General features: G+C 73.6%; 17 protein-coding genes. 11 read left to right on the plus strand and 6 right to left on the minus strand.

Annotated features, from left to right (window positions below; translation table 11 throughout):
- Nucleotides 1-108: 108 nt before the first annotated feature.
- On the plus strand, nt 109-237 hold the full coding sequence (gene mmpB, locus AC07AB_RS28230) for a morphogenic membrane protein MmpB (protein ID WP_478572354.1): 129 nt from the start codon (nt 109-111) through the stop codon (nt 235-237).
- 131 nt (nt 238-368) lie between these two features.
- Here mmpB and AC07AB_RS28235 read toward each other — a convergent pair whose 3' ends face one another.
- Nucleotides 369-1,598, minus strand: coding sequence for a cytochrome P450 family protein (locus tag AC07AB_RS28235; protein WP_478572357.1), 1,230 nt, complete (start codon nt 1,596-1,598; stop codon nt 369-371).
- Between the two features lie 386 nt (nt 1,599-1,984).
- Complete coding sequence (locus tag AC07AB_RS28240) at nt 1,985-3,925, minus strand: FtsX-like permease family protein (protein ID WP_478572360.1); 1,941 nt, start codon at nt 3,923-3,925, stop codon at nt 1,985-1,987.
- A gap of 145 nt (nt 3,926-4,070) precedes the next feature.
- On the opposite strand from AC07AB_RS28240, the gene AC07AB_RS28245 reads away from it, so the two are divergent.
- Nucleotides 4,071-4,688, plus strand: a complete 618-nt coding sequence (locus AC07AB_RS28245) for a Maf family protein (protein WP_478572363.1) — start codon at nt 4,071-4,073, stop codon at nt 4,686-4,688.
- Between the two features lie 103 nt (nt 4,689-4,791).
- On the opposite strand, the gene AC07AB_RS28250 is transcribed toward AC07AB_RS28245, so the two are convergent.
- Nucleotides 4,792-5,172: a hypothetical protein gene (locus AC07AB_RS28250; RefSeq protein ID WP_478572366.1), complete on the minus strand. Its 381-nt coding sequence runs from the start codon at nt 5,170-5,172 to the stop codon at nt 4,792-4,794.
- A gap of 242 nt (nt 5,173-5,414) precedes the next feature.
- Here AC07AB_RS28250 and AC07AB_RS28255 point away from each other — a divergent pair, with 242 nt between their 5' ends.
- A complete protein-coding gene (locus tag AC07AB_RS28255) occupies nt 5,415-6,215 on the plus strand; it encodes an IclR family transcriptional regulator (protein WP_478572369.1) in 801 nt (266 codons plus the stop codon).
- 242 nt (nt 6,216-6,457) lie between these two features.
- Here the strand turns inward: AC07AB_RS28255 and AC07AB_RS28260 are convergent, their stop codons facing one another.
- The gene (locus AC07AB_RS28260) at nt 6,458-6,916 is read right to left on the minus strand and encodes a hypothetical protein (RefSeq protein WP_478572372.1); all 459 of its coding nucleotides are present in this window, start codon (nt 6,914-6,916) and stop codon (nt 6,458-6,460) included.
- 447 nt (nt 6,917-7,363) lie between these two features.
- On the opposite strand from AC07AB_RS28260, the gene AC07AB_RS28265 reads away from it, so the two are divergent.
- The 3 genes from AC07AB_RS28265 to AC07AB_RS28275 all read left to right on the plus strand — a co-directional run bounded on the left by AC07AB_RS28265 (nt 7,364) and on the right by AC07AB_RS28275 (nt 11,047).
- Nucleotides 7,364-9,133: an acetyl/propionyl/methylcrotonyl-CoA carboxylase subunit alpha gene (locus tag AC07AB_RS28265; protein ID WP_478572375.1), complete on the plus strand. Its 1,770-nt coding sequence runs from the start codon at nt 7,364-7,366 to the stop codon at nt 9,131-9,133.
- 300 nt (nt 9,134-9,433) lie between these two features.
- Nucleotides 9,434-10,027 carry a TetR/AcrR family transcriptional regulator gene (locus AC07AB_RS28270; protein WP_478572765.1) on the plus strand — a complete coding sequence of 198 codons (594 nt, stop codon included), beginning with the start codon at nt 9,434-9,436 and terminating at the stop codon, nt 10,025-10,027.
- Between the two features lie 150 nt (nt 10,028-10,177).
- Nucleotides 10,178-11,047 (plus strand): putative protein N(5)-glutamine methyltransferase, encoded by an 870-nt coding sequence (locus tag AC07AB_RS28275; protein ID WP_478572378.1) that lies wholly within the window; start codon nt 10,178-10,180, stop codon nt 11,045-11,047.
- Between the two features lie 217 nt (nt 11,048-11,264).
- On the opposite strand, the gene AC07AB_RS28280 is transcribed toward AC07AB_RS28275, so the two are convergent.
- On the minus strand, nt 11,265-12,212 hold the full coding sequence (locus tag AC07AB_RS28280; protein WP_478572766.1) for a DeoR/GlpR family DNA-binding transcription regulator: 948 nt from the start codon (nt 12,210-12,212) through the stop codon (nt 11,265-11,267).
- 182 nt (nt 12,213-12,394) lie between these two features.
- Nucleotides 12,395-13,843, minus strand: coding sequence for an NAD(P)H-quinone dehydrogenase (locus tag AC07AB_RS28285; RefSeq protein ID WP_478572381.1), 1,449 nt, complete (start codon nt 13,841-13,843; stop codon nt 12,395-12,397).
- Nucleotides 13,844-13,950: 107 nt separating this feature from the next.
- On the opposite strand from AC07AB_RS28285, the gene AC07AB_RS28290 reads away from it, so the two are divergent.
- From AC07AB_RS28290 to AC07AB_RS28310, 5 genes are all read left to right on the plus strand, one after another.
- The gene (locus tag AC07AB_RS28290) at nt 13,951-14,388 is read left to right on the plus strand and encodes a gamma-glutamylcyclotransferase family protein (protein ID WP_478572384.1); all 438 of its coding nucleotides are present in this window, start codon (nt 13,951-13,953) and stop codon (nt 14,386-14,388) included.
- A gap of 64 nt (nt 14,389-14,452) precedes the next feature.
- A complete protein-coding gene (locus AC07AB_RS28295; RefSeq protein WP_478572387.1) occupies nt 14,453-14,728 on the plus strand; it encodes a hypothetical protein in 276 nt (91 codons plus the stop codon).
- A 259-nt stretch (nt 14,729-14,987) separates the two neighbouring features.
- Nucleotides 14,988-15,809, plus strand: a complete 822-nt coding sequence (locus tag AC07AB_RS28300) for a purine-nucleoside phosphorylase (RefSeq protein ID WP_478572390.1) — start codon at nt 14,988-14,990, stop codon at nt 15,807-15,809.
- 1,561 nt (nt 15,810-17,370) lie between these two features.
- On the plus strand, nt 17,371-19,029 hold the full coding sequence (locus AC07AB_RS28305) for a phospho-sugar mutase (RefSeq protein ID WP_478572393.1): 1,659 nt from the start codon (nt 17,371-17,373) through the stop codon (nt 19,027-19,029).
- A 164-nt stretch (nt 19,030-19,193) separates the two neighbouring features.
- Nucleotides 19,194-20,432, plus strand: coding sequence for a hypothetical protein (locus tag AC07AB_RS28310; RefSeq protein ID WP_478572396.1), 1,239 nt, complete (start codon nt 19,194-19,196; stop codon nt 20,430-20,432).
- Nucleotides 20,433-20,557 lie beyond the last annotated feature (125 nt).

The following is a 20,557-nucleotide window of genomic DNA, read 5'->3' on the forward strand; positions in this document are numbered from 1 at the left end:
CTCTTCGTACACGAACCCCACCCCTCCCCACCCCCCCCCCCCCCCCCCCCCCCCCCCCCCCCCCCCCCCCCCCCCCCCCGCGCCGGTGCCCCCCGGACCATTGAATTCATGCTGTGGTCCGACCCGCCCGAAGAACCGCCCGAGGAGCTGCGCGACGCGCAGGCGATGCTCCACCGGGCGGGCATCGTGCTGGCCATCTGCATGGTGATCCTGTTCTTCATCCTCGGGCTGTCCTGAATCCGTCGGCCGGGCTGTTCTCACATCGGCCGAGCTCTGTCCTGACTCGTCGGGCGCACCGTTCTCACACCGGCCGGGCTGTTCTCACACCCGGCCGCCGCCGCGGCCCGTACCAGGGCCACCGCCCGCCCTCAAGAAGTGAACACCGGCAGCCGGCGGTGGCCGTGCGAGATGAAGCTGCTGACCGGCCGCAGCTCACCGGCGGGTACGGCCGGCCGCAGCCGGGGGAAGCGCCCGAAGAGCAGCGGCAGCGCGACGGCCGCCTCCAGCCGAGCCAGGGGCGCGCCGATGCAGTAGTGCACTCCGTGCCCGAAGGCCAGATGCTCCTTGTCGGCGCGGGTGACGTCGAACCGGTCGGCGCTCTCGCCGTGCAGGTCCGGGTGGCGCCCGGCGGCGGCGTACGAGGCGATGATGGCATCGCCCTTCCTGATCACCGGTCCGCCGTCCAGGCGGATGTCCTCGATCGCGTAGCGCATCAGGATGTTGGCCACGGGCGTCTCGGCGCGCAGCGTCTCCTCGATGACGTCGTGCCAGGTGGCGTGGCCGGCCCGGACGAGGGCCAGTTGCCGGGGCTGGGTGAGCAGGGCGTGCACGGCGTTGTCGAGGAGGTTGACGGTGGGCTCGTGCCCGGCGCCGAACATCAGCAGCAGGGTGTCGACGAGTTCGGCCTCGCTGAGCCCCCGGCCGTCGTCCTCGTCGCGGGCGGCGATCAGGGCGCTGGTCAGGTCGTCGCGCGGCTCGGCCCGCTTGGCGTCGACCAGGACGCCGAGTACGGCGCGCAGCTCCGCGGTGTTGGCCTCGGCCGCCTCCGGGGAGTTGGCGGTGTCGAACATGGCCTCGACGGTGCGCCGCAGGTCGGCGCGGAGCCACTCGGGCACACCCATCAGCTCGTTGATCACCTGAAGCGGTACGGGGTAGGCGAAGCTCTCCCGCAGGTCGACGGGGCGGCCGTGCGTCCCGGCCACCGCGAGATCATCGAGCAGCCCCTCGGCGATGGCCTCGATACGGGGCCGCAGCGCCTGGGTGCGGCGCGCGGTGAAGGAGGCGGCGACCAGCCGGCGCAGCCGGGCGTGCTCGCGCCCGTAACCGGTGGCCATGCTGTTGGTGGTCACCCAGATGTACAGCGGCCAGTCGGGCCGTATCCGGCCGTCGGCGAAGGCCGCCCAGTGCCGCCGGGTGTCCTTGGAGACCCGGTCGTCGGTGAGCAGCCGCTTGAGGTGGTCCGGGCTGGTCACCGACCAGGCCCGTACTCCGCCGGGGAGCTCCACCCGCGCTGCGGGACCGCGGGCCCGCAGCCGGGCCCCTTCGCCGTGGATGTCCCCGCCGGAGAGGTCGATGACGATGGGCTCGGGGTCGCGCATGCGGGCCTCCTCGGGCTGCGCCGACGGCCGGCAGGAAGGCTGCGGACGGAAGTCGCCGTCCCAGGACACCACGCCCCGCGGGCCCGCTCCCAGGCATTCCGCGGGCAGTTCGCGTCAATGCCGTACGGGCCTGCCGACGGGGGTACGAACCGGGCCGGAACGCCTGGGGTAGGGCCCTGCGGACATCTGCCCCGGCGCTGTCGCGCGCCTCATTCCCCTGTCCGATTCCGCGCGCCCGTCCCATGCCGTGAGCCCCAGAACCGCCCCCCGTGAGCCCCGGCCCCATCCCGCCCCCGTGAGCCCCGGCCCCGCCCCGTGTGCCCCGGCCCCATCCCGCCCCGTACGCCCCATCCGAGGCTCAGTTCTCCGACGCCCCGCAGGGAGCGCTACCCCGGCGCGCGGAGCGCCGTCGCGGGCCGCTGCGCCAGCGCGACGCGCGTCGTCACCACCCCTGTCGCGAGCGCCAGCGCCCCCGCGCCGCCCACGATGAGCACGGCGATGGTCGGCGACAGGTCCAGGCGGGCGCTACCGGTCAGGGCGCGGGCGCAGCCGACGAGGACCGCCCCGGCCACCGCCGAGCCGAGCAGCAGCGCGGCGAGCACGGTGACCGCGTTCTCCAGGCCCATCATCCGGCCGATCTGCCGACGGGTGGCGCCGACCAGCCGCATCAGCGCGAACTCGCCGGACCGCTCCATCGTGGTCATGACCAGCGTGTTGACCACGGAGATCGACGTGAAGACGGTGATCACGGCGAGCAGCAGGTATGTCACGGTCATCGACGCGTCCTGCCGGTGCCGGGCCTCGGCGGTGTACGCGGCGTGGTCCAGCACCCGCCACGCCGGGTGCCGGCCCTCACCGAGCGCGGCCAGCCCGGCCGCGACCGCGCGCTCCTGGCCGGGCCCGGACCGTACGTACACGGTGTCCTGCCGGAGGGTCTCGCCGTCCATGAGGTGGCGCGCGGTGAGGCGTTGCGGGATCACGAGGTCGCCGAAGCCGTTGCCGCGGGTATAGCGGTAGGCGACCCGTACCCGCTCGACGCGGTCGTCGTCCATGAGCAGCCGCACCTCGTCGCCGGTCCGGGCGCCCGCCGCGCGGGCGAAGCGCTCGCTCAACGCCACCTCGTGCGCGCCGAGTTCCGTGGTGCCCCGGGCGGTGCCGCCGGTCGCGCCGAGGTCGAGCACCCGCCCCAGCGGCCCGTCGGTGACCGCCTGCGCGACCCCGCCGGGGCCGTGCTGCGAGCCGTCCTTGCCGGTGAGCACCTTCGCGTACGTACTGGTCGTGCCCACCGCGGCCGCCACCCCCGGCACCCGGCGCACCGTACGTGCGGCGTCGGCGGGCAGTTCACCGCCGCTGGTGACCACCTGGTCGGCGACCATGCGCCCGGTGTCCTGCCGCTGCTGTTCGCGCCACTTCATCTGCGGCACGAACAGCGACACCGCCGCGAACGCGACCGTCAGGGCCAGCGGCATGATCGCCGACGCCAGCCGCCGGTGGCCCGTACCGAGGTTCGCCCCCGCCACGAAGCCGACGCCGGGGAACAGCAGTCTGCACAGCCCGCCGAAGCCGGATCCCACCAGCCTGCCGATCCATGGGGCGAGCAGCGCCACGGCGATCATGAAGACCATGACCATGCCGGACGCCGAGTTGACATCGGAGCTGGACCCCGGGTTGCCCGCGATGGACTCCAGCCCCCAGAGGCCGCCGCCGAGCACCAGCAGCCCGGCGGCCGTACGCACCCACCCGGGCCGGTACCGGTCCACGGCCGCCTCGCCCAGCGCCCGCATCGCGTGCACCCGCGCGGCCCGCCTGCCGCTGCTCCACACCGCGGCCTCGGCCGTCACCCAGCAGACGGCCGCCGCCGAGACCAGGCTCACCGGTCCGAAGTCCAGCCGGAACTCCGAGGAGAACATCCCCTGCCCGGCGAGCGCCGCCCGCAGCCCGGCGGCCAGCAGCACCCCCAGCCCGCAGCCCGGCAGCAGCGCCGCCACGGTGACCACGAGCGCCTCGTAGGCCACCATCCGCCGCACCTGGCGCGGGGTCGCGGCGATCGCCCGCAGCAGCGCGATCTCCCGCGTCCGCTGCCGCACGCACAGCGCGAACGTACCGGCCACCGCGAACGCCGCCACGAACAGCGAGATGAAACCGAACGGCACCGCGAACGCCACCACATCCGGCCCGCCCGCCGCGGCCCCGGCCCGCGCGCCCGACTCCAGCAGCACCGCGCACGCCGTCACCAGCGCCTGCGCGCAGACCATCGCGACGAAGGACCCGGCGAAGTCGGTCCTTCGGGACCGCACGGTCCACCAGGCGAGTTGCAGTAACGCCACGATCAGTCCCCCAGCCAGGTCGCACGGTCCACGCCAACCCCCGCGCACCGCCCCGCGATCACAGTGAAACGCCGATCGTAATCGCGCGGTCGCCCGCCCCGGCGGCGGGCGGCGGCGGACCCCTCTGCCTGGGCCGCCGCCTACCATGGCCGGTATGGATCTCACCCCCTCGCGCCGTCTCGTGCTCGCCTCCCAGTCCCCCGCCCGGCTCGGGCTGCTGCGGCAGGCCGGGTTCGCGCCGGAGGTGATCGTCAGCGGTGTGGACGAGGACGCGATCAGCGCGGACAGCCCCGCCGAGCTGGCCCGGGTGCTCGCCGAGGCGAAGGCGGAGGCCGTGTCCGTACGGGCCGAGGCGGCGGGCGCGCTGATCGCGGGCTGCGACTCGGTGCTGGAGCTGGACGGGCAGGCGTACGGCAAGCCGGTGGACGCGGAGGACGCCACGGCCCGCTGGAAGGCCATGCGCGGCCGCGCCGGAATCCTCCGCAGCGGCCACTGCGTGATCGACACGGCGAACGGCCGCCGCGCCTCGGCGACGGCGTCCACCACCGTCCGCTTCGGCGAGCCGACGGACGACGAGATCGCCGCCTATGTCGCCACGGGCGAACCGCTGCGCGTCGCGGGCGCGTTCACGATCGACGGCCGGGCGGCCCCGTTCGTCGACAGCATCGACGGCAACCACGGCACGGTCCTCGGCCTCAGCGTCCCGCTCCTGCGCGAACTGCTGGCGGACCTGGACGTCCGCGTCACGGATCTCTGGGCATAGGACGACCGGACGGGCGCGGAAAGGGGACACCGCATCATGCGGTGTCCCCATTTCCGCGCCCTTCGACGCCCTTCGACGCCCTCCGCCACGGCGGCTCGGCCGGTTACGGCATGGCCCTGCTCAGCTCGCCGAGGGCCTTGTCGGCGCCCTGGGACAGTCCACCGGTCAGCTTGCCCGCGCCCTCGGACAGCCCGCCCTTCAGCTTGCCGACGCCCTTGGACAGTTCCTTGGCCCCCTGAGCGGCCCCGTTGCTCAGACCGCCGCCGACCCCGCCCTCGACGCCGTCGGTAACCCCGGGGTAGAGGCTGAACTGCGGCTCGGCCCCGGCCATCGGCTGAGGCATCGGCGCGGTGGGCAGCGGGGCCTCGGGGGTGGGCACGGGTGGCATGGGGGCCGCGGGCCCCGGGGCGGCGGAGGCGGCGCCCTGAGCCATGGACAGGGCGGAAGCGGCGAGGACGACGGCTGTTGCGATGCGCTTGATCATGCTTGGTCAACGAGACCGGCGGGGTCGGGTCACCGAGGTAGGCGCGGATGCCGTAGCGGGGACGCGGGCACGGGTGCGGGCGGGGGCACGGGCACGGGCACGGGCACGGGCACGGGCACGGGCAGGATGACCGTACGGGCGCTGCCGCACCGGACGGCCGCCCGCAGCGCGTATGCGATTCTGGGAGGTCGGCCCGCCGGGACAGCGGCGGCCGGACCGCCGCCCCGGAGGAAACGCCCGCCATGCCCGCGTCCGTACCCGCGCCCCCGCCCGCCGCCCCCGGTCCGCAGTCCGTCGACCGGGCGCTGGATCTGCTCGACGCGGTGGCCGAGGCCCCCGGGCCGGTGACCGCCAAGGCGCTGGCCAGGCGGCTCGGTTGCGGGCTGTCGACCGTGTACGCCCTGCTCGGCTCGCTCACCGCGCGCGGCCATCTCACCCGCTCGGCCGCCGGTTACACCCTCGGCTACCGGCTCCCGGTGCTGCACCGCGCCTTCCAGCGGCAGATGCGGATCGACGACGGCCTGCACGAGGTGCTGCTGCGGGTGCGGCGCGTCGCGGGGGCCGACGCGTACTTCAGCACCTACCGGGGCGGCGAGATCGCCGTGCTCGACGGGACGACGGCGATCCACGACACGGACGCGGTGTTCTCGGTCGGCCAGGAGACGACGGCGCACGCGACCGCCCACGGCAAGGTGCTGCTGTCGGCGCTGCCCCGGGCCGCGCGGCACCAGTACCTGACGGCGCGCGGCATGCGGCCGTTGACACCGCGCACGATCACCTCGCCGGACCGCTTCGACCTCGAACTGCGGCGGGTGCGCCGGGAGGGCTACGCGGTGGAGATCGAGGAGGCGCGGGCGGGCATGGCGTGCGTCGCGGTGCCGGTACGGGCGTCAGCGAGTCCGGCGGGCGGGGCGCGGGGCCCGGTCACGGCCATCTCGGCGGCGCTGCCGCTGGCCGAGTTCACCCGCCACCGGCAGCCGTTGACGGAAGCGGTCCGGCGGGCGGCTGTGGAGGCGGAGGGGCTGACGATGCACGACGTGTGAGCCGGGGTGCGTCGGAGGGGCGTCGGAGGGGGCCGTACCTCCGGGCGCGGGGGCGGCCCGTACAGCCGGGGTGTCAGACAAGCCGGTACGGCCGGGGCGTCAGACAGCCAGTACGACCGGGGCGTCAGGCGGCCGGTACGGCAGAAGCGTCGGACGACCCGTACGGCCAGGGCGCCGGCGGACCCGTACGGCCAGGGCGCCAGACAGCCCGTAGCTCCGAGGCGCGGCACGGCCCGTACGCGTCAGGCCGGGTACGGGGCCTCCGGCGGCTCGGGGGCCGCGGCGCTCACGGAGCCGCCGCCGGCCGGGGCGGCGCGGTCGTACAGGACCAGGCTCAGCACGATCAGGCCGAGCACGGCCATCATGAAGGCGAAGGCGAGCCAGCCGACGAGGCCGACGGCGAAGGCGCCCAGCAGCGCGTGCACAACCGCGCAGGTGATGAGCACGATGCGCAGGAAGGTGCCGGGCGGGCGGTCGCGCCAGGCGGTACGGGCCAGGGCGAAGGCGCAGAAGAGCAGGTAGAGCCCGAAGAGGCCGCCCGCCGCCCAGGCTCCGACGGTCATCGCGTGCGGGTCGAGGCCCGCGAGGGACATCTCCTGCTTGTCGACGACCAGGCCGAGGAACCAGTTGAGCAAGGCGATGCCGACGGCCTCCAGCACCAGCACCACGGCCGCCGTCGCGGCTGTCGCTCTGCTCTTCACCCCACCGCCCCTTCCTCTGCGTCCGGCACGTCCGGCACGTCCGTCGCAGCCGTGACGGCTGCCGCCACCACGGGGCGTTACCCCGGGTACGTTCGACATCGGGCACGCTACTCATGGGTAAGCCCTTGGACAAGGGTTCCGGCGCAGGCGGTGACGGTCGGTGGACAGGCCGGAGGGGCGGGCAAACTTTCCTTCGCCCGTTCGTAGGGTCTCCACAAAGAATCCGCGTCCTCGGCCCCGCAGGCGGCTGGAGACCTTGACCACATCCCGGCACGACGGGCGCTCCAACGATCCGGGCGTACCGTGGGACAACAGGGGAGTTGGGCCACCGAGGCCCACGTTCGGCTTCCGCCTCACGCTCCGTGTGGGCAAGCTCACCCCCGGAGTCGGGTCGGCACAGAGTGTTGCCAGTACCTAAACTCACCTTGTTTCAAGGAGGGAGCCATCGTGCGCAAGGTGCTCATCGCCAACCGAGGCGAAATCGCTGTCCGCGTCGCCCGTGCCTGCCGGGATGCCGGAATCGCGAGCGTAGCCGTCTACGCCGATCCGGACCGGGACGCCCTGCACGTCCGCGCGGCCGACGAGGCATACGCGCTGGGCGGTGACACCCCGGCGGCCAGTTACCTGGACATGGCCAAGGTGCTCGCCGCCGCCGCTGAGTCGGGGGCGGACGCCGTCCACCCGGGCTACGGCTTCCTGTCCGAGAACGCGGAGTTCGCCCAGGCCGTCATGGACGCCGGGCTGACCTGGATCGGCCCCCCGCCGCAGGCCATTCGCGACCTCGGCGACAAGGTCGCGGCCCGTCACATCGCGCAGCGCGCCGGGGCCCCGCTGGTCGCCGGCACCCCCGACCCGGTCGCCGGGTCGGACGAGGTCGTCGCCTTCGCCGAGGAGCACGGCCTGCCGATCGCCATCAAGGCGGCGTTCGGCGGCGGCGGCCGCGGCCTGAAGGTCGCCCGCACGCTGGAGGAAGTACCGGAGCTGTACGACTCGGCGGTGCGCGAGGCGGTGGCCGCCTTCGGCCGCGGCGAGTGCTTCGTGGAGCGCTACCTCGACCGGCCCCGGCACGTGGAGACGCAGTGCCTGGCCGACACCCACGGCAACGTCGTGGTCGTCTCGACCCGCGACTGCTCGCTCCAGCGCCGCCACCAGAAGCTGGTGGAGGAGGCCCCCGCGCCGTATCTGAGCGACGAGCAGAACGCCGAGCTGTACGCGGCCTCCAAGGCCATCCTCAAGGAGGCCGGCTACGTCGGCGCGGGCACCGTCGAGTTCCTCGTCGGCCAGGACGGCACGATCTCCTTCCTGGAGGTCAACACCCGCCTCCAGGTCGAGCACCCGGTCACCGAGGAGGTCACCGGCCTCGACCTGGTCCGCGAGATGTTCCGCATCGCCGACGGCGAGGAACTGGGCTACGGCGACCCGGCGCTGCGCGGTCACTCCTTCGAGTTCCGCATCAACGGCGAGGACCCGGGCCGCGGTTTCCTCCCGGCGCCCGGCACGGTGACCAGGTTCGAGGCGCCGGCCGGTCCGGGCGTGCGCCTGGACGCGGGCGTCGAGTCCGGTTCGGTCATCGGCCCCGCCTGGGACTCGCTGCTCGCCAAGCTCATCGTCACCGGCGCGACGCGCGGACAGGCGCTCCAGCGCGCCCAGCGGGCGCTCGCCGAGTTCACGGTCGAGGGCATGGCCACCGCCATCCCCTTCCACCGCGCGGTCGTCGAGGACCCTGCCTTCACGCCCGAACTCAACGGCTCCAGCGGACCGTTCGCGGTGCACACCCGGTGGATCGAGACCGAGTTCACCAACACCATCGAGCCCTTCGCGGGCGCGGTCGCCGACGAGGACGAGGCCCTCGGCCGGGAGACCGTCGTCGTCGAGGTCGGCGGCAAGCGGCTGGAGGTCTCCCTCCCGTCCTCGCTCGGCATGTCCCTGGCCCGCACGGCCGCGGCCGGCGGCGCGAAGCCGAAGCGGCGCGCGACGAAGAAGGCGGGCTCCGCCGCCTCGGGCGACGCGCTCGCGTCCCCGATGCAGGGCACGATCGTCAAGGTCGCCGTGGAGGAGGGCCAGGAGGTCGCCGAGGGCGAACTGGTCGTCGTCCTGGAGGCCATGAAGATGGAGCAGCCCCTCAACGCCCACCGCTCCGGCACCGTCAAGGGCCTGACGGCGGAGGTCGGCGGCTCCGTCACCTCCGGCGCGGTGATCTGCGAGATCAAGGACTGAACCACGGACTCGCCGTGGACCGGCCCGTCAGATCGAGGGCTGGTCCACGAGTCCGCCGTGGACCGGCCCGCGGGGTCGAGGGCCGATCCACGGACTCGCGGCGGCCCGCTCCATCCGCAGCATCGTTTATCCCCTTGGGCCCCCGCCGATGATTCGGCGGGGGCCCAAGGGGTTCCGGAGCGGTCACGTGCCGCCCCGGCCAGTGGCATCCTTGCTCTCATGAGCTCACCGGCGGTGGGCCGCGGTGAGCGGGAGGACGACGCAATGGCGACGGACACGGCGCAGACATCACAGCGACCCATGCGCGCGGACGCGCGGCGCAACTACGAACGTCTGCTGGCCGAGGCCCGTACGGCCTTCACCCGGCACGGCACCGACGCCTCCCTCGAAGACGTAGCCCGCCGAGCGGGCGTCGGCATCGGCACCCTCTACCGGCACTTCCCCAACCGCATCGCCCTGATGAGCGCCGTCTTCCAGGGCGAGGTCGACGCGCTCCTCGCCCGCTCGCGCGAACTGCTCGCGGCCCCCGAGCCGTGCCGCGCCCTGGTGGAGTGGCTGCGCGCGATCATCGCGCACGCGAGCACGTACCGCGGGCTGTCCCGGGAGCTGATCGCCGCGCAGAGCGACGAGGGATCCGCGCTCTCGCGGTGCAGCACACCGATGCGCGAGGCGGGCCGTACGCTCCTCTCCCGCGCCCAGCAGGCCGGTTCCGTGCGCACCGACGTCGGCATCGCCGACCTCATGCAGCTGACCAGCGCCATCGCGCTGGCCACCGAACAGTCACCGGACGACCCGGAGTTGGCCGACCGGCTGCTGATGCTCACCCTGACCGGCCTACGGGCCCCCGGCGCGGACGGCACCGAGCGAGGGGTGGCCGCGGGCCCGGTCGGGTAATGTGGGCGGCTCAGGCAGTGAACACGTCAAGGAGGTGAGACCCATTACCGCTGCAACAGGCTGGGTGCTCCCTCCGCACGGCCGTACGGTCCACCGGACATAGGTGACCGCCGGGAGCCCCGCGAAGGCATCCCGAGAGGTTTTCCCTCCATGTCGGTTTCCGCGTCACCTTCTTCTTCCGCTTCTTCCGCTTCTTCTTCCGCCGCCATCGTCCCCAGGCTCCGTGCCGCCGGCTGCGTCTTCGCCGAGGACGAGGCGGAACTGCTCATAGCCACGGCCCGTACGCCCGCCGAGCTCGCCGACATGGTGCGGCGGCGGGCCGACGGGCTGCCGCTGGAACACGTGCTGGGCTGGGCCGAGTTCCGCGGCCTGCGCATCACGGTGGACCCCGGCGTCTTCGTGCCGCGCCGCCGCACCGAGTTCCTCGTCGACCAGGCCCTCGTCGCGGCCGCTCCCGCGCTCGCCGCGCGACCGGCCGGTCCGGTCGTCGTCGACCTGTGCTGCGGTTCGGGCGCGGTGGGCCTGGCGCTGAGCGCGGCCCTCGGCCGCGCCGAACTGCACTCCGCCGACATCGACCCCGCCGCGGTGCGGTGCGCCCGCCGCAACGCCGCCGCGGACGGCGGTGACGGCGGCGACCGGGTGTACGAGGGCGACCTGTACGAGCCACTGCCCGCCGGTCTGCACGGCCGCGTCGACGTGCTGGTCGCCAACGTGCCGTACGTGCCCACCGAGGCCATCTCCACGCTGCCGCCCGAGGCCCGCGACCACGAGCCGCTGGTGGCCCTCGACGGCGGCGCGGACGGGCTCGACGTACTTCGCCGGGTCACCGCCGCGGCCCCGCGGTGGCTGGCGCCGGGCGGCTCCCTGCTGGTCGAGACCAGCGAACGCCAGGCAGCGCACGCCGCCGCGGCCTTCACCGCGAGCGGCCTGGTCACCCGGGTGGCCAGCTGCGACGAACTGAACGCCACGGTCATCACCGGCACCCGGCCGACGACGGGGCGGACGGGGCAGGACACCTAGGCCGTCCCCTTTTGGGGGCCGGTCCCGTTCCTGCCGCAGGCGGCCTTCCGGCGGTCAGCCGGTACGGCTACGGCGCCCGTGGTACGTACACGGCCGACGGTCTGCCGGTGCCGCTCGGCGCCGGCGGTACGTACACGGCCCCGGCCTCTCGGCCCCCAGAGCCCGTACGGCCGTACACACGCCCGTACCGCGCCCGTGCGGAGGCGGCTGCGGCAGGCTAGCGCCGACGCAGGTCGGCCACCCTGCCCGGGATCGGGTCGCCGACCGCGGCGGCCGCGCGCAGTTGCGTGCCACCCCCGGCGCCCGGCGGGTGGTTGCGGCGCTGGCCCGGCAGCGGTGCCACGTCCCGCCGGGGCCGGTGCCCCGGCGGGACGGAGTCGCCGCCGGGGCCGACCGTGCCTCCCGAGCCCGACCCCGCGCCGGGCCCGGCGACCGCGATCTGCACCCCTTGGTCGGCCAGCGCCTGGAGCTCCGTCACGGCGCGTTCGTCGTGCGCGGGCGGCTCGTCGGTCACCAGCCGGGTGATCACATCGGTGGGCACCGTCTGGAACATGGTGTCGGTGCCCAGCTTCGTATGGTCCGCGAGCACCACCACCTCGGCCGCGGCCTGCACCAGCGCGCGGTCGACGCTCGCGGAGAGCATGTTGGACGTGGACAGGCCGCGCTCGGCGGTCAGTCCACTGCCGGACAGGAAGGCGCGGGTGACCCGCAGCCCCTGGAGGGACTGTTCGGCTCCGCTGCCCACGAGGGCGTAGTTGGAGCCTCTGAGGGTCCCGCCGGTCATCACGACCTCGACCCGGTTGGCATGGGCCAGCACCTGGGCGACGAGGAGGGAGTTGGTGACCACGGTCAGGCCGGGTACGCGCGCGAGCCGGCGGGCCAGCTCCTGTGTGGTCGTACCGGCGCCGACGACGACGGCCTCGCCCTCTTCGACGAAGCTCGCCGCGAGATCGGCGATGGCCGTCTTCTCCGCGGTCGCTAGATGGGATTTCTGCGGGAAGCCGGACTCTCTGGTGAAACCACCCGGCAGCACCGCACCGCCGTGCCGGCGGTCGAGCAGTCCTTCTGCCTCCAACGCCCGTACGTCCCGCCGTACGGTCACTTCAGAGGTCTGGACGACACGGGCGAGCTCACGGAGCGAAACCGCCCCGTTGGCCCGCACCATTTCGAGGATCAATTGGCGACGTTCTGCTGCGAACACGAAACTGACAGTAACGCCAACGACCAACTGTTTTCAGCAGCTTGCAGCAACTAACGGAAATTGTCCGTAGCCGCTACCACGGAGTGGTATAGGAGAGAGGGCGGCCGGACCTTCGCCCCGCCGACGGCCGGCGTGCCGCCCTTCGCTTACTCCTCGCGCTGCGTCTTACGGGTGTGCAACTGCCGTGCGACCTCGGCGATCGAGCCCGACAGCGACGGGTACACGGTGAACGCGTTGGCGATCTGCTCCACCGTCAGGTTGTTGTCCACCGCGATCGAGATGGGGTGGATCAACTCGCTGGCCCGCGGCGCGACCACCACGCCACCGACCACGATGCCGGTGCCCGGGCGGCAGAACAGCTTCACGAATCCGTCCCGGATGCCCTGCATCTTCGCCCGGGCATTGCGCAGCAGCGGCAGCTTCACCACACGCGCGTCAATCCTCCCGTTGTCCACGTCCGCCTGCGTGTAGCCGACGGTCGCAATCTCCGGGTCCGTAAATACGTTCGCGGATACAGCCTTGAGATTGAGCGGAGTGACCGCGTCACCCAGAAAGTGATACATGGCGATACGGCCCTGCATCGCCGCGACCGACGCCAGCGCGAAGACGCCGGTGCAGTCCCCGGCCGCGTACACGCCCGGCACGCTGGTCCGCGACACCTTGTCGGTCCAGATGTGCCCGGACTCCTTGAGCTTGACCCCGGCCTCCTCCAGACCCATACCGCCGGTATTCGGAATGGAGCCGACCGCCATGAGGCAGTGCGTACCCGAAATCACCCGGCCGTCCGCCAGCGTGACCTCCACGCGCTCCCCCACCCGCTTCGCGGACTGTGCGCGGGAGCGCGCCATCACATTCATTCCGCGCCGGCGGAACACGTCCTCCAGCACCGCCGCCGCGTCCGGGTCCTCGCCCGGCAGCACCCGATCCCGGCTGGAGACCAGCGTCACCTTCGAGCCCAGCGCCTGGTACGCCCCGGCGAACTCCGCGCCCGTCACACCCGAACCGACCACGATGAGCTCCTCGGGGAGCTCGTCCAGGTCGTAGACCTGCGTCCAGTTGAGGATCCGCTCGCCGTCCGGCAGCGCGTCCGGGATCTCGCGCGGGTGCGCGCCCGTCGCGATCAGCACGGAGTCCGCGACCAGCGTCTCCTCGGACCCGTCCGCCGACCGTACGATCACCGTCCGCGCCCCGTCGGGGGCCCGGTCCGGCTCCAGCCGGCCGCGACCGCGCAGCACGCGCGCGCCCGCACGCGTGACCGACGCCGTGATGTCGTGCGACTGGGCCAGCGCCAGCCGCTTCACCCGCCGGTTCACCTTCCCCAGGTCCACGCCGACGACGCGGGCCACCTGTTCCAGCGGCGGCGTGTCATCGGCGACGATGATCCCGAGCTCCTCGTACGAGGAGTCGAAGGTCGTCATCACCTCAGCCGTCGCGATAAGAGTCTTCGAGGGCACGCAGTCGGTCAGCACCGACGCACCGCCCAGACCGTCGCAGTCGACGACGGTCACCTCCGCGCCGAGCTGCGCGCCCACCAGCGCCGCTTCATAGCCGCCGGGTCCGCCACCGATGATCACGATCCGAGTCACGTACTCCATTGTCCCGCACCCGTCATCAGGTCTCCGCCCGGGGCCCTCCGTCCGGGTTCTCACCCGAGCGTGCCACCACAAATGCCGTCCCGCCTCACTCCCGTACCCTCAGAACCATGTCGCTCTACGCCGCGTACGCCGGCAACCTCGACGCGCGGCTGATGTCCCGCCGCGCACCGCACTCGCCGCTACGCGGCACAGGCTGGCTGTCCGACTGGCGGCTGACCTTCGGGGGCGAGCAGATGGGCTGGGAGGGAGCGCTGGCCACCATCGTCGAAGCGCCCCGGTCCCAGGTCTTCGTCGCGCTGTACGACATCGCCCCGATGGACGAGGAGTCCATGGACCGCTGGGAGGGGGTCGGCCTCGACATCTACCGGCGGATGCGGGTACGCGTGCACACCCTCGACGGCGAGGAGGCCGCCTGGCTGTACGTACTCAACGGGTACGAGGGCGGGCTGCCCTCCGCCCGCTACCTCGGCGAGCTCGCCGAGGCCGCCGAGTCCGCGGGCGCTCCCCACGACTATGTGATGGAGCTGCGCAAACGGCCCTGCTGAGGTGCGCGTACGGCCGTAAACTCGGCGCACGACGGGCCGGAAGGGACCGGAAGGGGAAGGCACTATGCCCACGTACCAGGTGTACTTCACCGAACAGGCCGGGGTGGCCCGCGACCGCCTCGACGACCTGCAGCGCGCCGCCTTCGACAAGGGCATCTCGCTGCTCGCCCGCGACCCGTTCCCCGCGCTCTCCCGCCCGATAAGCGCGACCGGCGACGACCGGACCATCCGGCTGACGCAGAACATCCTGGTCGAGTACTCGGTCAGCATGGGGCGGCTGCTGGTCTTCATCGTCGAGGTGTTCAACGACAAGGACATCTTCGTGCGGGACGCGGACTGACGTACGGACTGGCGTCCGGGCCGATGTCACGGCGGGTGCCGTCGGCCGGTGCTGTCGGCCAGTGTCACGGCCGGTGCGTTCGGCCGGGGCCGGCCGGGGCCGGCCGGTGTCGCGGCCGGGGACGACAGCCGACCGGCTGGGCCCAGCGCCTGGCGGCGGCCTTTCCTCCGTAGCCGTGAAGCCCCGGGCCCACCTCCGCCACCGGCCCGCCGCCGGTGACATCTACGCGCGTAGGGGATTTCCGGATACCCTCGTCCGCGTGAACGCATCAGTTACTCCGGAGATCCAGGGCGACCCCTACGCCGCCGCCGACGCCGCCGCCGCCCGCCTGCGCGAGCTCACCGGCGCCGAGACCCACGACGTGGCCCTGGTCATGGGCTCCGGCTGGGTGCCCGCGACCGACGCGCTCGGCGCCGCCGAGCACGAGTTCCCGGTCACCGAGGTGCCCGGCTTCCCGCCGCCCGCCGTCGCGGGCCACGCGGGCACGATCCGCTCGTACCGGATCAAGGACAAGCGAGCCCTCGTCTTCCTCGGCCGCACGCACTACTACGAGGGCCGCGGCGTCGCCGCCGTCGCGCACGGCGTACGGACCGCCGTCGCCGCCGGCTGCAAGACCATCGTCCTCACGAATGGCTGCGGCGGGCTCCGCGAGGGCATGCGCCCCGGTCAGCCGGTGCTGATCCGCGACCACATCAACCTCACGGCCACCTCCCCCATCGTGGGTGCCAACTTCGTCGACCTCACGGACCTCTACTCGCCGCGGCTGCGCGCCCTGTGCCAGGAGGTCGACGCCAGCCTTGAGGAAGGCGTGTACGCGCAGTTCCCCGGCCCGCACTACGAGACCCCGGCCGAGATCACCATGGCCCGGACGATCGGGGCGGACCTGGTGGGCATGTCCACCACCCTCGAAGCGATCGCCGCGCGTGAGGCCGGGGCCGAGGTGCTCGGCATCTCGCTGGTCACCAATCTGGCGGCGGGCATGACGGGCGAGCCCCTCAACCACGAGGAGGTCCTCCAGGCCGGTCGCGACTCGGCGGCCCGGATGGGCAGCCTGCTGGCTCAGGTGCTGGACCGGCTGTAGTCGGTGCGGGTGCCGACGTGGCGCGGTGCGGTGCGGGTGCGGCGGGGTGCCGATGCCTACGCGGCGCGGCGCGGGTACGGCGGGGTGCGGGCGGGGTGCGGGTGGGGTGCGGCCTGTTGTGGGTGCGGGGCCGGGTCCTACGGGGTGGGGTCCTCCACCGCATATTTACGGGCCGCAACCCGGAAACGTCATGTCACCCGGAACTTCGGCCCGCAAATACACGTCAGCGTTCCGGACCCCACCCCTACGGCCCCGGCCCCTCCCCTCTCGTCGCCGACTGCCCCCCGGTGGCACAGCGGGGGACGGGCTCCGGGCTCGCCCCGCCTCGTCGCCGACGGACGGCGGGTGGGAGGGGACGCCCCCTCCCCCCTCGTCGCCGACCGCCCCCCGATGGCACAGCGGGAAACGGGCTCCGGGCTCGCCCCGCCTCGTCATCGACGGACGGCCGGTGGGAGGGGACGGCCCCTCCCCTCTCGTCGCCGACCGCCCCCCGGTGGCACAGCAGGGGACGGGCTCCGGGCTCGCCCCGCCTCGCCGCCGACGGACGGCCGGTGGGAGGGAACGGCCCCTCCCCCCTCGTCGCCGACCGCCCCCCAATGGCACAACGGGAAACGGGCTCCGAGCTCGCCCCGCCTCGTCGCCGACGGACGGCCGATGGCAGCCCCCGCGCCGCCAACCGCCCCCAGTCGCACAGCAGGGAACGAGCTCGCCCCCGTCGCCCCTCCCCCGTCGCACGACGAGGGGAGAGGCGGATGGCCCCTCCACCCTCGTCGCCGACTGCCCCGGGCGGCACAGCGGGAAACGGACTCCGGGCTCGCCCCTCCTCATCGCCGACGGACGGCCGGTGGGAGGGGAGCCCCCTCGTCGCCGACCGCCTCGGCGGCACAACAGGAAACGGACTCGCCTTGCCTTGTCTCATCGCCATCGGACAACCGGTGGGCGGGGAGGGGGAACAGCCCCGGCCCCTCCCCCCGCACCGCCCACCGCCCCCGGCGGCACAGCGGGAAACAGCCCCACCCCGGGAGCGGGGAGAGCGGCCCCCCTGTCGCCGATCGGTGGCACGACGAGAATCGGCGGCTCCTCCCGGCTGGGCGACGGCCGGTGGTCAGGCGTCGGCCGAATGTGGGTCGGCGGCCTCACCGGACGCGGTGCGCAGCGGGTGACGGCCCCCGGGCTTGGCCCCCGGGCTTGGCCCCCGGGCTTGGCCCCCGGGCTTGGCCCCCGGGCTTGGCCTCCGCGGGGCGGAGGACGACCCGATTCCGCCCGTTCGGCGACGGGGACGGGCGCCGAGCCGCAGACGACCACCAGCGGGAGGGGCCGGGGCGGTGAGGGCCCGGGAGGGGCGTAGAGCGTGATTTGTGGGCCCAAGTTGAGGGCACCTAAGGCAACATCCCGCACGGGCCCGTAAATCATGCAGCCCCGTAGGGCCCTCACCGCCCCGGCCCCGCCCCGGCAACGCACCTCGGCGTCACCCGCACCCCCACGGCCCCGCACCAGGCAACGGCACGGCACGGCACGGCACGGCAACACCACAACACCCAAACCACTCCGGAGGAGCCCCGTGGAGACAGACCTCATCGCGCGAGCCAAGGCGTGGCTCGCCGAGGACCCCGACCGCGACACCCGCGACGAGCTCGCCAAGCTCGTCGAGGCCGAGGACCTCACCGAACTCGCCGCCCGATTCAGCGGCACCCTCCAGTTCGGCACCGCGGGCCTCCGCGGCGAGCTGGGCGCGGGCCCCATGCGGATGAACCGTTCCGTCGTCATCCGCGCCGCGGCCGGGCTCGCCGCGTACCTGAAGGACCAGGGCCAGGGCGACGGGACCGTCGTCATCGGCTACGACGCGCGTTACAAGAGCGCGGACTTCGCCCGCGACACAGCGGCCGTCATGGTCGGGGCGGGGCTCAAGGCGGCGCTGCTGCCGCACCCGCTGCCCACCCCGGTGCTGGCCTTCGCCATCCGCCACCTGGGCGCGGTCGCCGGCGTCGAGGTGACCGCGAGCCACAACCCGCCCCGCGACAACGGCTACAAGGTCTACCTGGGCGACGGTTCGCAGATCGTGCCGCCCGCCGACGCGGAGATCGCGGAGCGGATCGCGGCCGTCGGCGGCCTGTCCGGCGTCGCCCGCCCGGAGTCGGGCTGGGAGGTGCTCGGCGACGAGGTCGTGGACGCCTACCTGCGGCGTACGGACACGGTCCTGACCCCTGGCTCCCCGCGGGGCGCGAACGTCGTCTACACGCCCATGCACGGCGTCGGACGCACCACGCTGACGGCGGCCTTCGCCCGTGCGGGGTTCCCGGCCCCCACCGTCGTGCCCGAGCAGGCGGAGCCGGACCCGGACTTCCCGACCGTGGCGTTCCCCAACCCGGAGGAGCCGGGCGCCATGGACCTGGCGTTCGCGACGGCCCGCCGCGTCGGTCCGGACCTCGTCATCGCCAACGACCCGGACGCGGACCGCTGCGCCGTGGCCGTTCCGGCGCCCTCCGCGGAGGCGGGCTGGCGGATGCTGCGCGGCGACGAGGTGGGCGCGCTGCTGGCAGAGCACTTGGTACGCAAGGGGGCCCGGGGCACGTTCGCGACGACGATCGTCTCGTCCTCGCTGCTGTCGCGGATCGCCGCGGCGGCGGAGACTCCGTACGAGGAGACGCTCACGGGCTTCAAGTGGCTCGCCCGTACCCCCGGGCTGCGCTACGCCTTCGAGGAGGCGCTGGGCTACTGCGTCGACCCGGAGGGCGTGCGCGACAAGGACGGCATCACCGCCGCCCTGCTGATCGCCGAGCTGGCGGCCGAGCTGAAGGAGAGCGGCCGTACGCTCACCGATCTGCTCGACGAGATCGCGGTGCGGTACGGCCTGCACGCCACGGACCAGCTCTCCGTGCGGGTGGAGGACCTGTCGGTGATCTCGGCGGCCATGCGGCGGCTGCGCGAGCAGCCGCCGGCGGCCCTGGCGGGGCTGTCGGTGGCGACGGCCGAGGACCTGGCCGAGGGCACGGCATCGCTGCCGCCGACCGACGGACTGCGCTACCACCTGGCCGGTGACGCCGGTGTGGCCGCGGCGCGCGTCGTGGTCCGGCCGAGCGGTACGGAGCCCAAGCTGAAGTGCTATCTGGAGGTCGTGGTCCCGGTCGACTCCGCGGCCGCGCTGAACCAGGCGCGTACGACGGCCGAGACGACTCTCGCGGCCATCAAGGCGGACCTCTCCGGGGCAGCCGGTATCTGAGATTCCGTACCGCCCCTCTTAAGCAGGCCCCTGGTTCTCAAACCAGGGGCCTTCCGCCCGTACGGGTGATATCCGTACTGCACCTGTCGCACCTGGCCCAGCGCCGTGCGGCAGGCGGGCGAAAGCCTGGGCGGGTGTCCTCAAGCCCACCGCCAGGAGCCGCGGTGCCTCCGCCCGCCTGCGCACCGACCGCCGCACCGGCGCCCGACGGAGTCGTGCCCCTGCACCTGCGGAACGGCAGAGGCCCGCGGTTGCGCCGGGCGCTGCGGCGGGCCGCTCCCGCGCTGCTCGGCTATGCGGCCGTACGGCTGTTCGGGGTCGTCGTGCTCGCCAAGTGGGCGCATCTCAAGGGGCACGGGCTCTGGCCGCAGCTGGCCAACCAGTGGGACTCGCGTTGGTATCTGGGGGTCGCGAACCGGGGCTACGACGACGTTCTGACCGGTGCCCGCAACACCTGCAACCTGGCGTTCTTCCCGCTGTACCCGTTCCTGGTCAAGGTGGTCTCGCACCCGTTGCCGCCGGGGCACCGGGCGAGCGCCGGGCTGGCGCTGTCGCTGACGGCCTCGCTGCTGGCGGCCTGGGGCGTGTTCGCGGTCGGCGACCGGTTGTACGGGCGCCGGGTGGGGGTGGTCCTGGCGGTGCTGTGGGGCGTGACGCCGGTCGCGCTGGTCCAGTCGATGGGCTATACGGAGTCGCTGTTCACGGCGCTGGCCGCGTGGTCGCTGTACGCGGTGCTGACCGGCCGCTGGGTATGGGCGGGAACGCTGTCCCTCCTCGCGGGTCTCACCCGCCCTACTGGTGTGGCGCTGGCCGCGGCGGTGTCCGTGAGCGCCTTGCTCGCGCTGCGCGGGGCGCGCCGCGCGGGCGCCGGGGGCGTCGCCGAGGGCGCCGGCCGGCTGCCGGTCGCCCGCGCGGTCACGGGCTGCGTTCTGGCCCCGCTCGGCTGGCTCGGCTACCTGGTCTGGGTGGCGGTGCGGCTCGGCCGCTGGGACGGCTACTTCGCGGTCCAGAAGACGTGGACGAACCAGATCGACGGCGGCGTCGAGACGCTCCGCTCGCTGCGCGAGACGCTCACCTATCAGGCCCGCCCGGAGCTGTTCCTGGTCGTCGTCTCGGTCGTCATCGTGCTGTCCGCGGGGGTGTATGCGGTGTGCGTGGCACAGCGGCAGCCGCCGCCCTTGCTGATCTTCACGGGCGCGCTGCTGGTGATCGTGTTGTGCAGCGGCGGCGTGTACTTCCCGCGCGCCCGGTTCCTGCTGCCGGCCTTCCCGCTGCTGCTGCCGTTCGCCCTGGCCATCGCGCGCGCGAGACGCCGGACCGCGCTGCTGGTGCTGGGCGCGGCGGCGCTGTTCTCGGCGTACTTCGGGGCGTACATGGCGTTGGTGTGGCCGAGCGCGCCGTAGGGCGCGGCGGCGGGCCGGGGCGGCCGTCAGCCGAGCGCGCCGTGGCATGGCGGGCCGGGGGCGGCCGTCAGCCGTCCGCACCGTAGGACGCGGCGCGCCGTGGGGCACGACAGGCCGGGGAGGGC

The sequence above is a fragment of the Streptomyces sp. NPDC044033 genome (assembly GCF_056434425.1).

Excerpts from the sequence above, each read along its gene's own strand:
- AC07AB_RS28290 (WP_478572384.1), top strand. The coding sequence starts at position 13,951 with ATGTCGCTCTACGCCGCGTACGCCGGCAACCTCGACGCGCGGCTGATG.
- AC07AB_RS28280 (WP_478572766.1), bottom strand. The coding sequence starts at position 12,212 with ATGGTGCGGGCCAACGGGGCGGTTTCGCTCCGTGAGCTCGCCCGTGTC.
- AC07AB_RS28245 (WP_478572363.1), top strand. The coding sequence starts at position 4,071 with ATGGCCGGTATGGATCTCACCCCCTCGCGCCGTCTCGTGCTCGCCTCC.
- AC07AB_RS28295 (WP_478572387.1), top strand. The coding sequence starts at position 14,453 with ATGCCCACGTACCAGGTGTACTTCACCGAACAGGCCGGGGTGGCCCGC.
- AC07AB_RS28275 (WP_478572378.1), top strand. The coding sequence starts at position 10,178 with ATGTCGGTTTCCGCGTCACCTTCTTCTTCCGCTTCTTCCGCTTCTTCT.
- AC07AB_RS28285 (WP_478572381.1), bottom strand. The coding sequence starts at position 13,843 with ATGGAGTACGTGACTCGGATCGTGATCATCGGTGGCGGACCCGGCGGC.
- AC07AB_RS28250 (WP_478572366.1), bottom strand. The coding sequence starts at position 5,172 with ATGATCAAGCGCATCGCAACAGCCGTCGTCCTCGCCGCTTCCGCCCTG.
- AC07AB_RS28255 (WP_478572369.1), top strand. The coding sequence starts at position 5,415 with ATGCCCGCGTCCGTACCCGCGCCCCCGCCCGCCGCCCCCGGTCCGCAG.
- AC07AB_RS28270 (WP_478572765.1), top strand. The coding sequence starts at position 9,434 with ATGCGCGCGGACGCGCGGCGCAACTACGAACGTCTGCTGGCCGAGGCC.
- AC07AB_RS28235 (WP_478572357.1), bottom strand. The coding sequence starts at position 1,598 with ATGCGCGACCCCGAGCCCATCGTCATCGACCTCTCCGGCGGGGACATC.
- mmpB (WP_478572354.1), top strand. The coding sequence starts at position 109 with ATGCTGTGGTCCGACCCGCCCGAAGAACCGCCCGAGGAGCTGCGCGAC.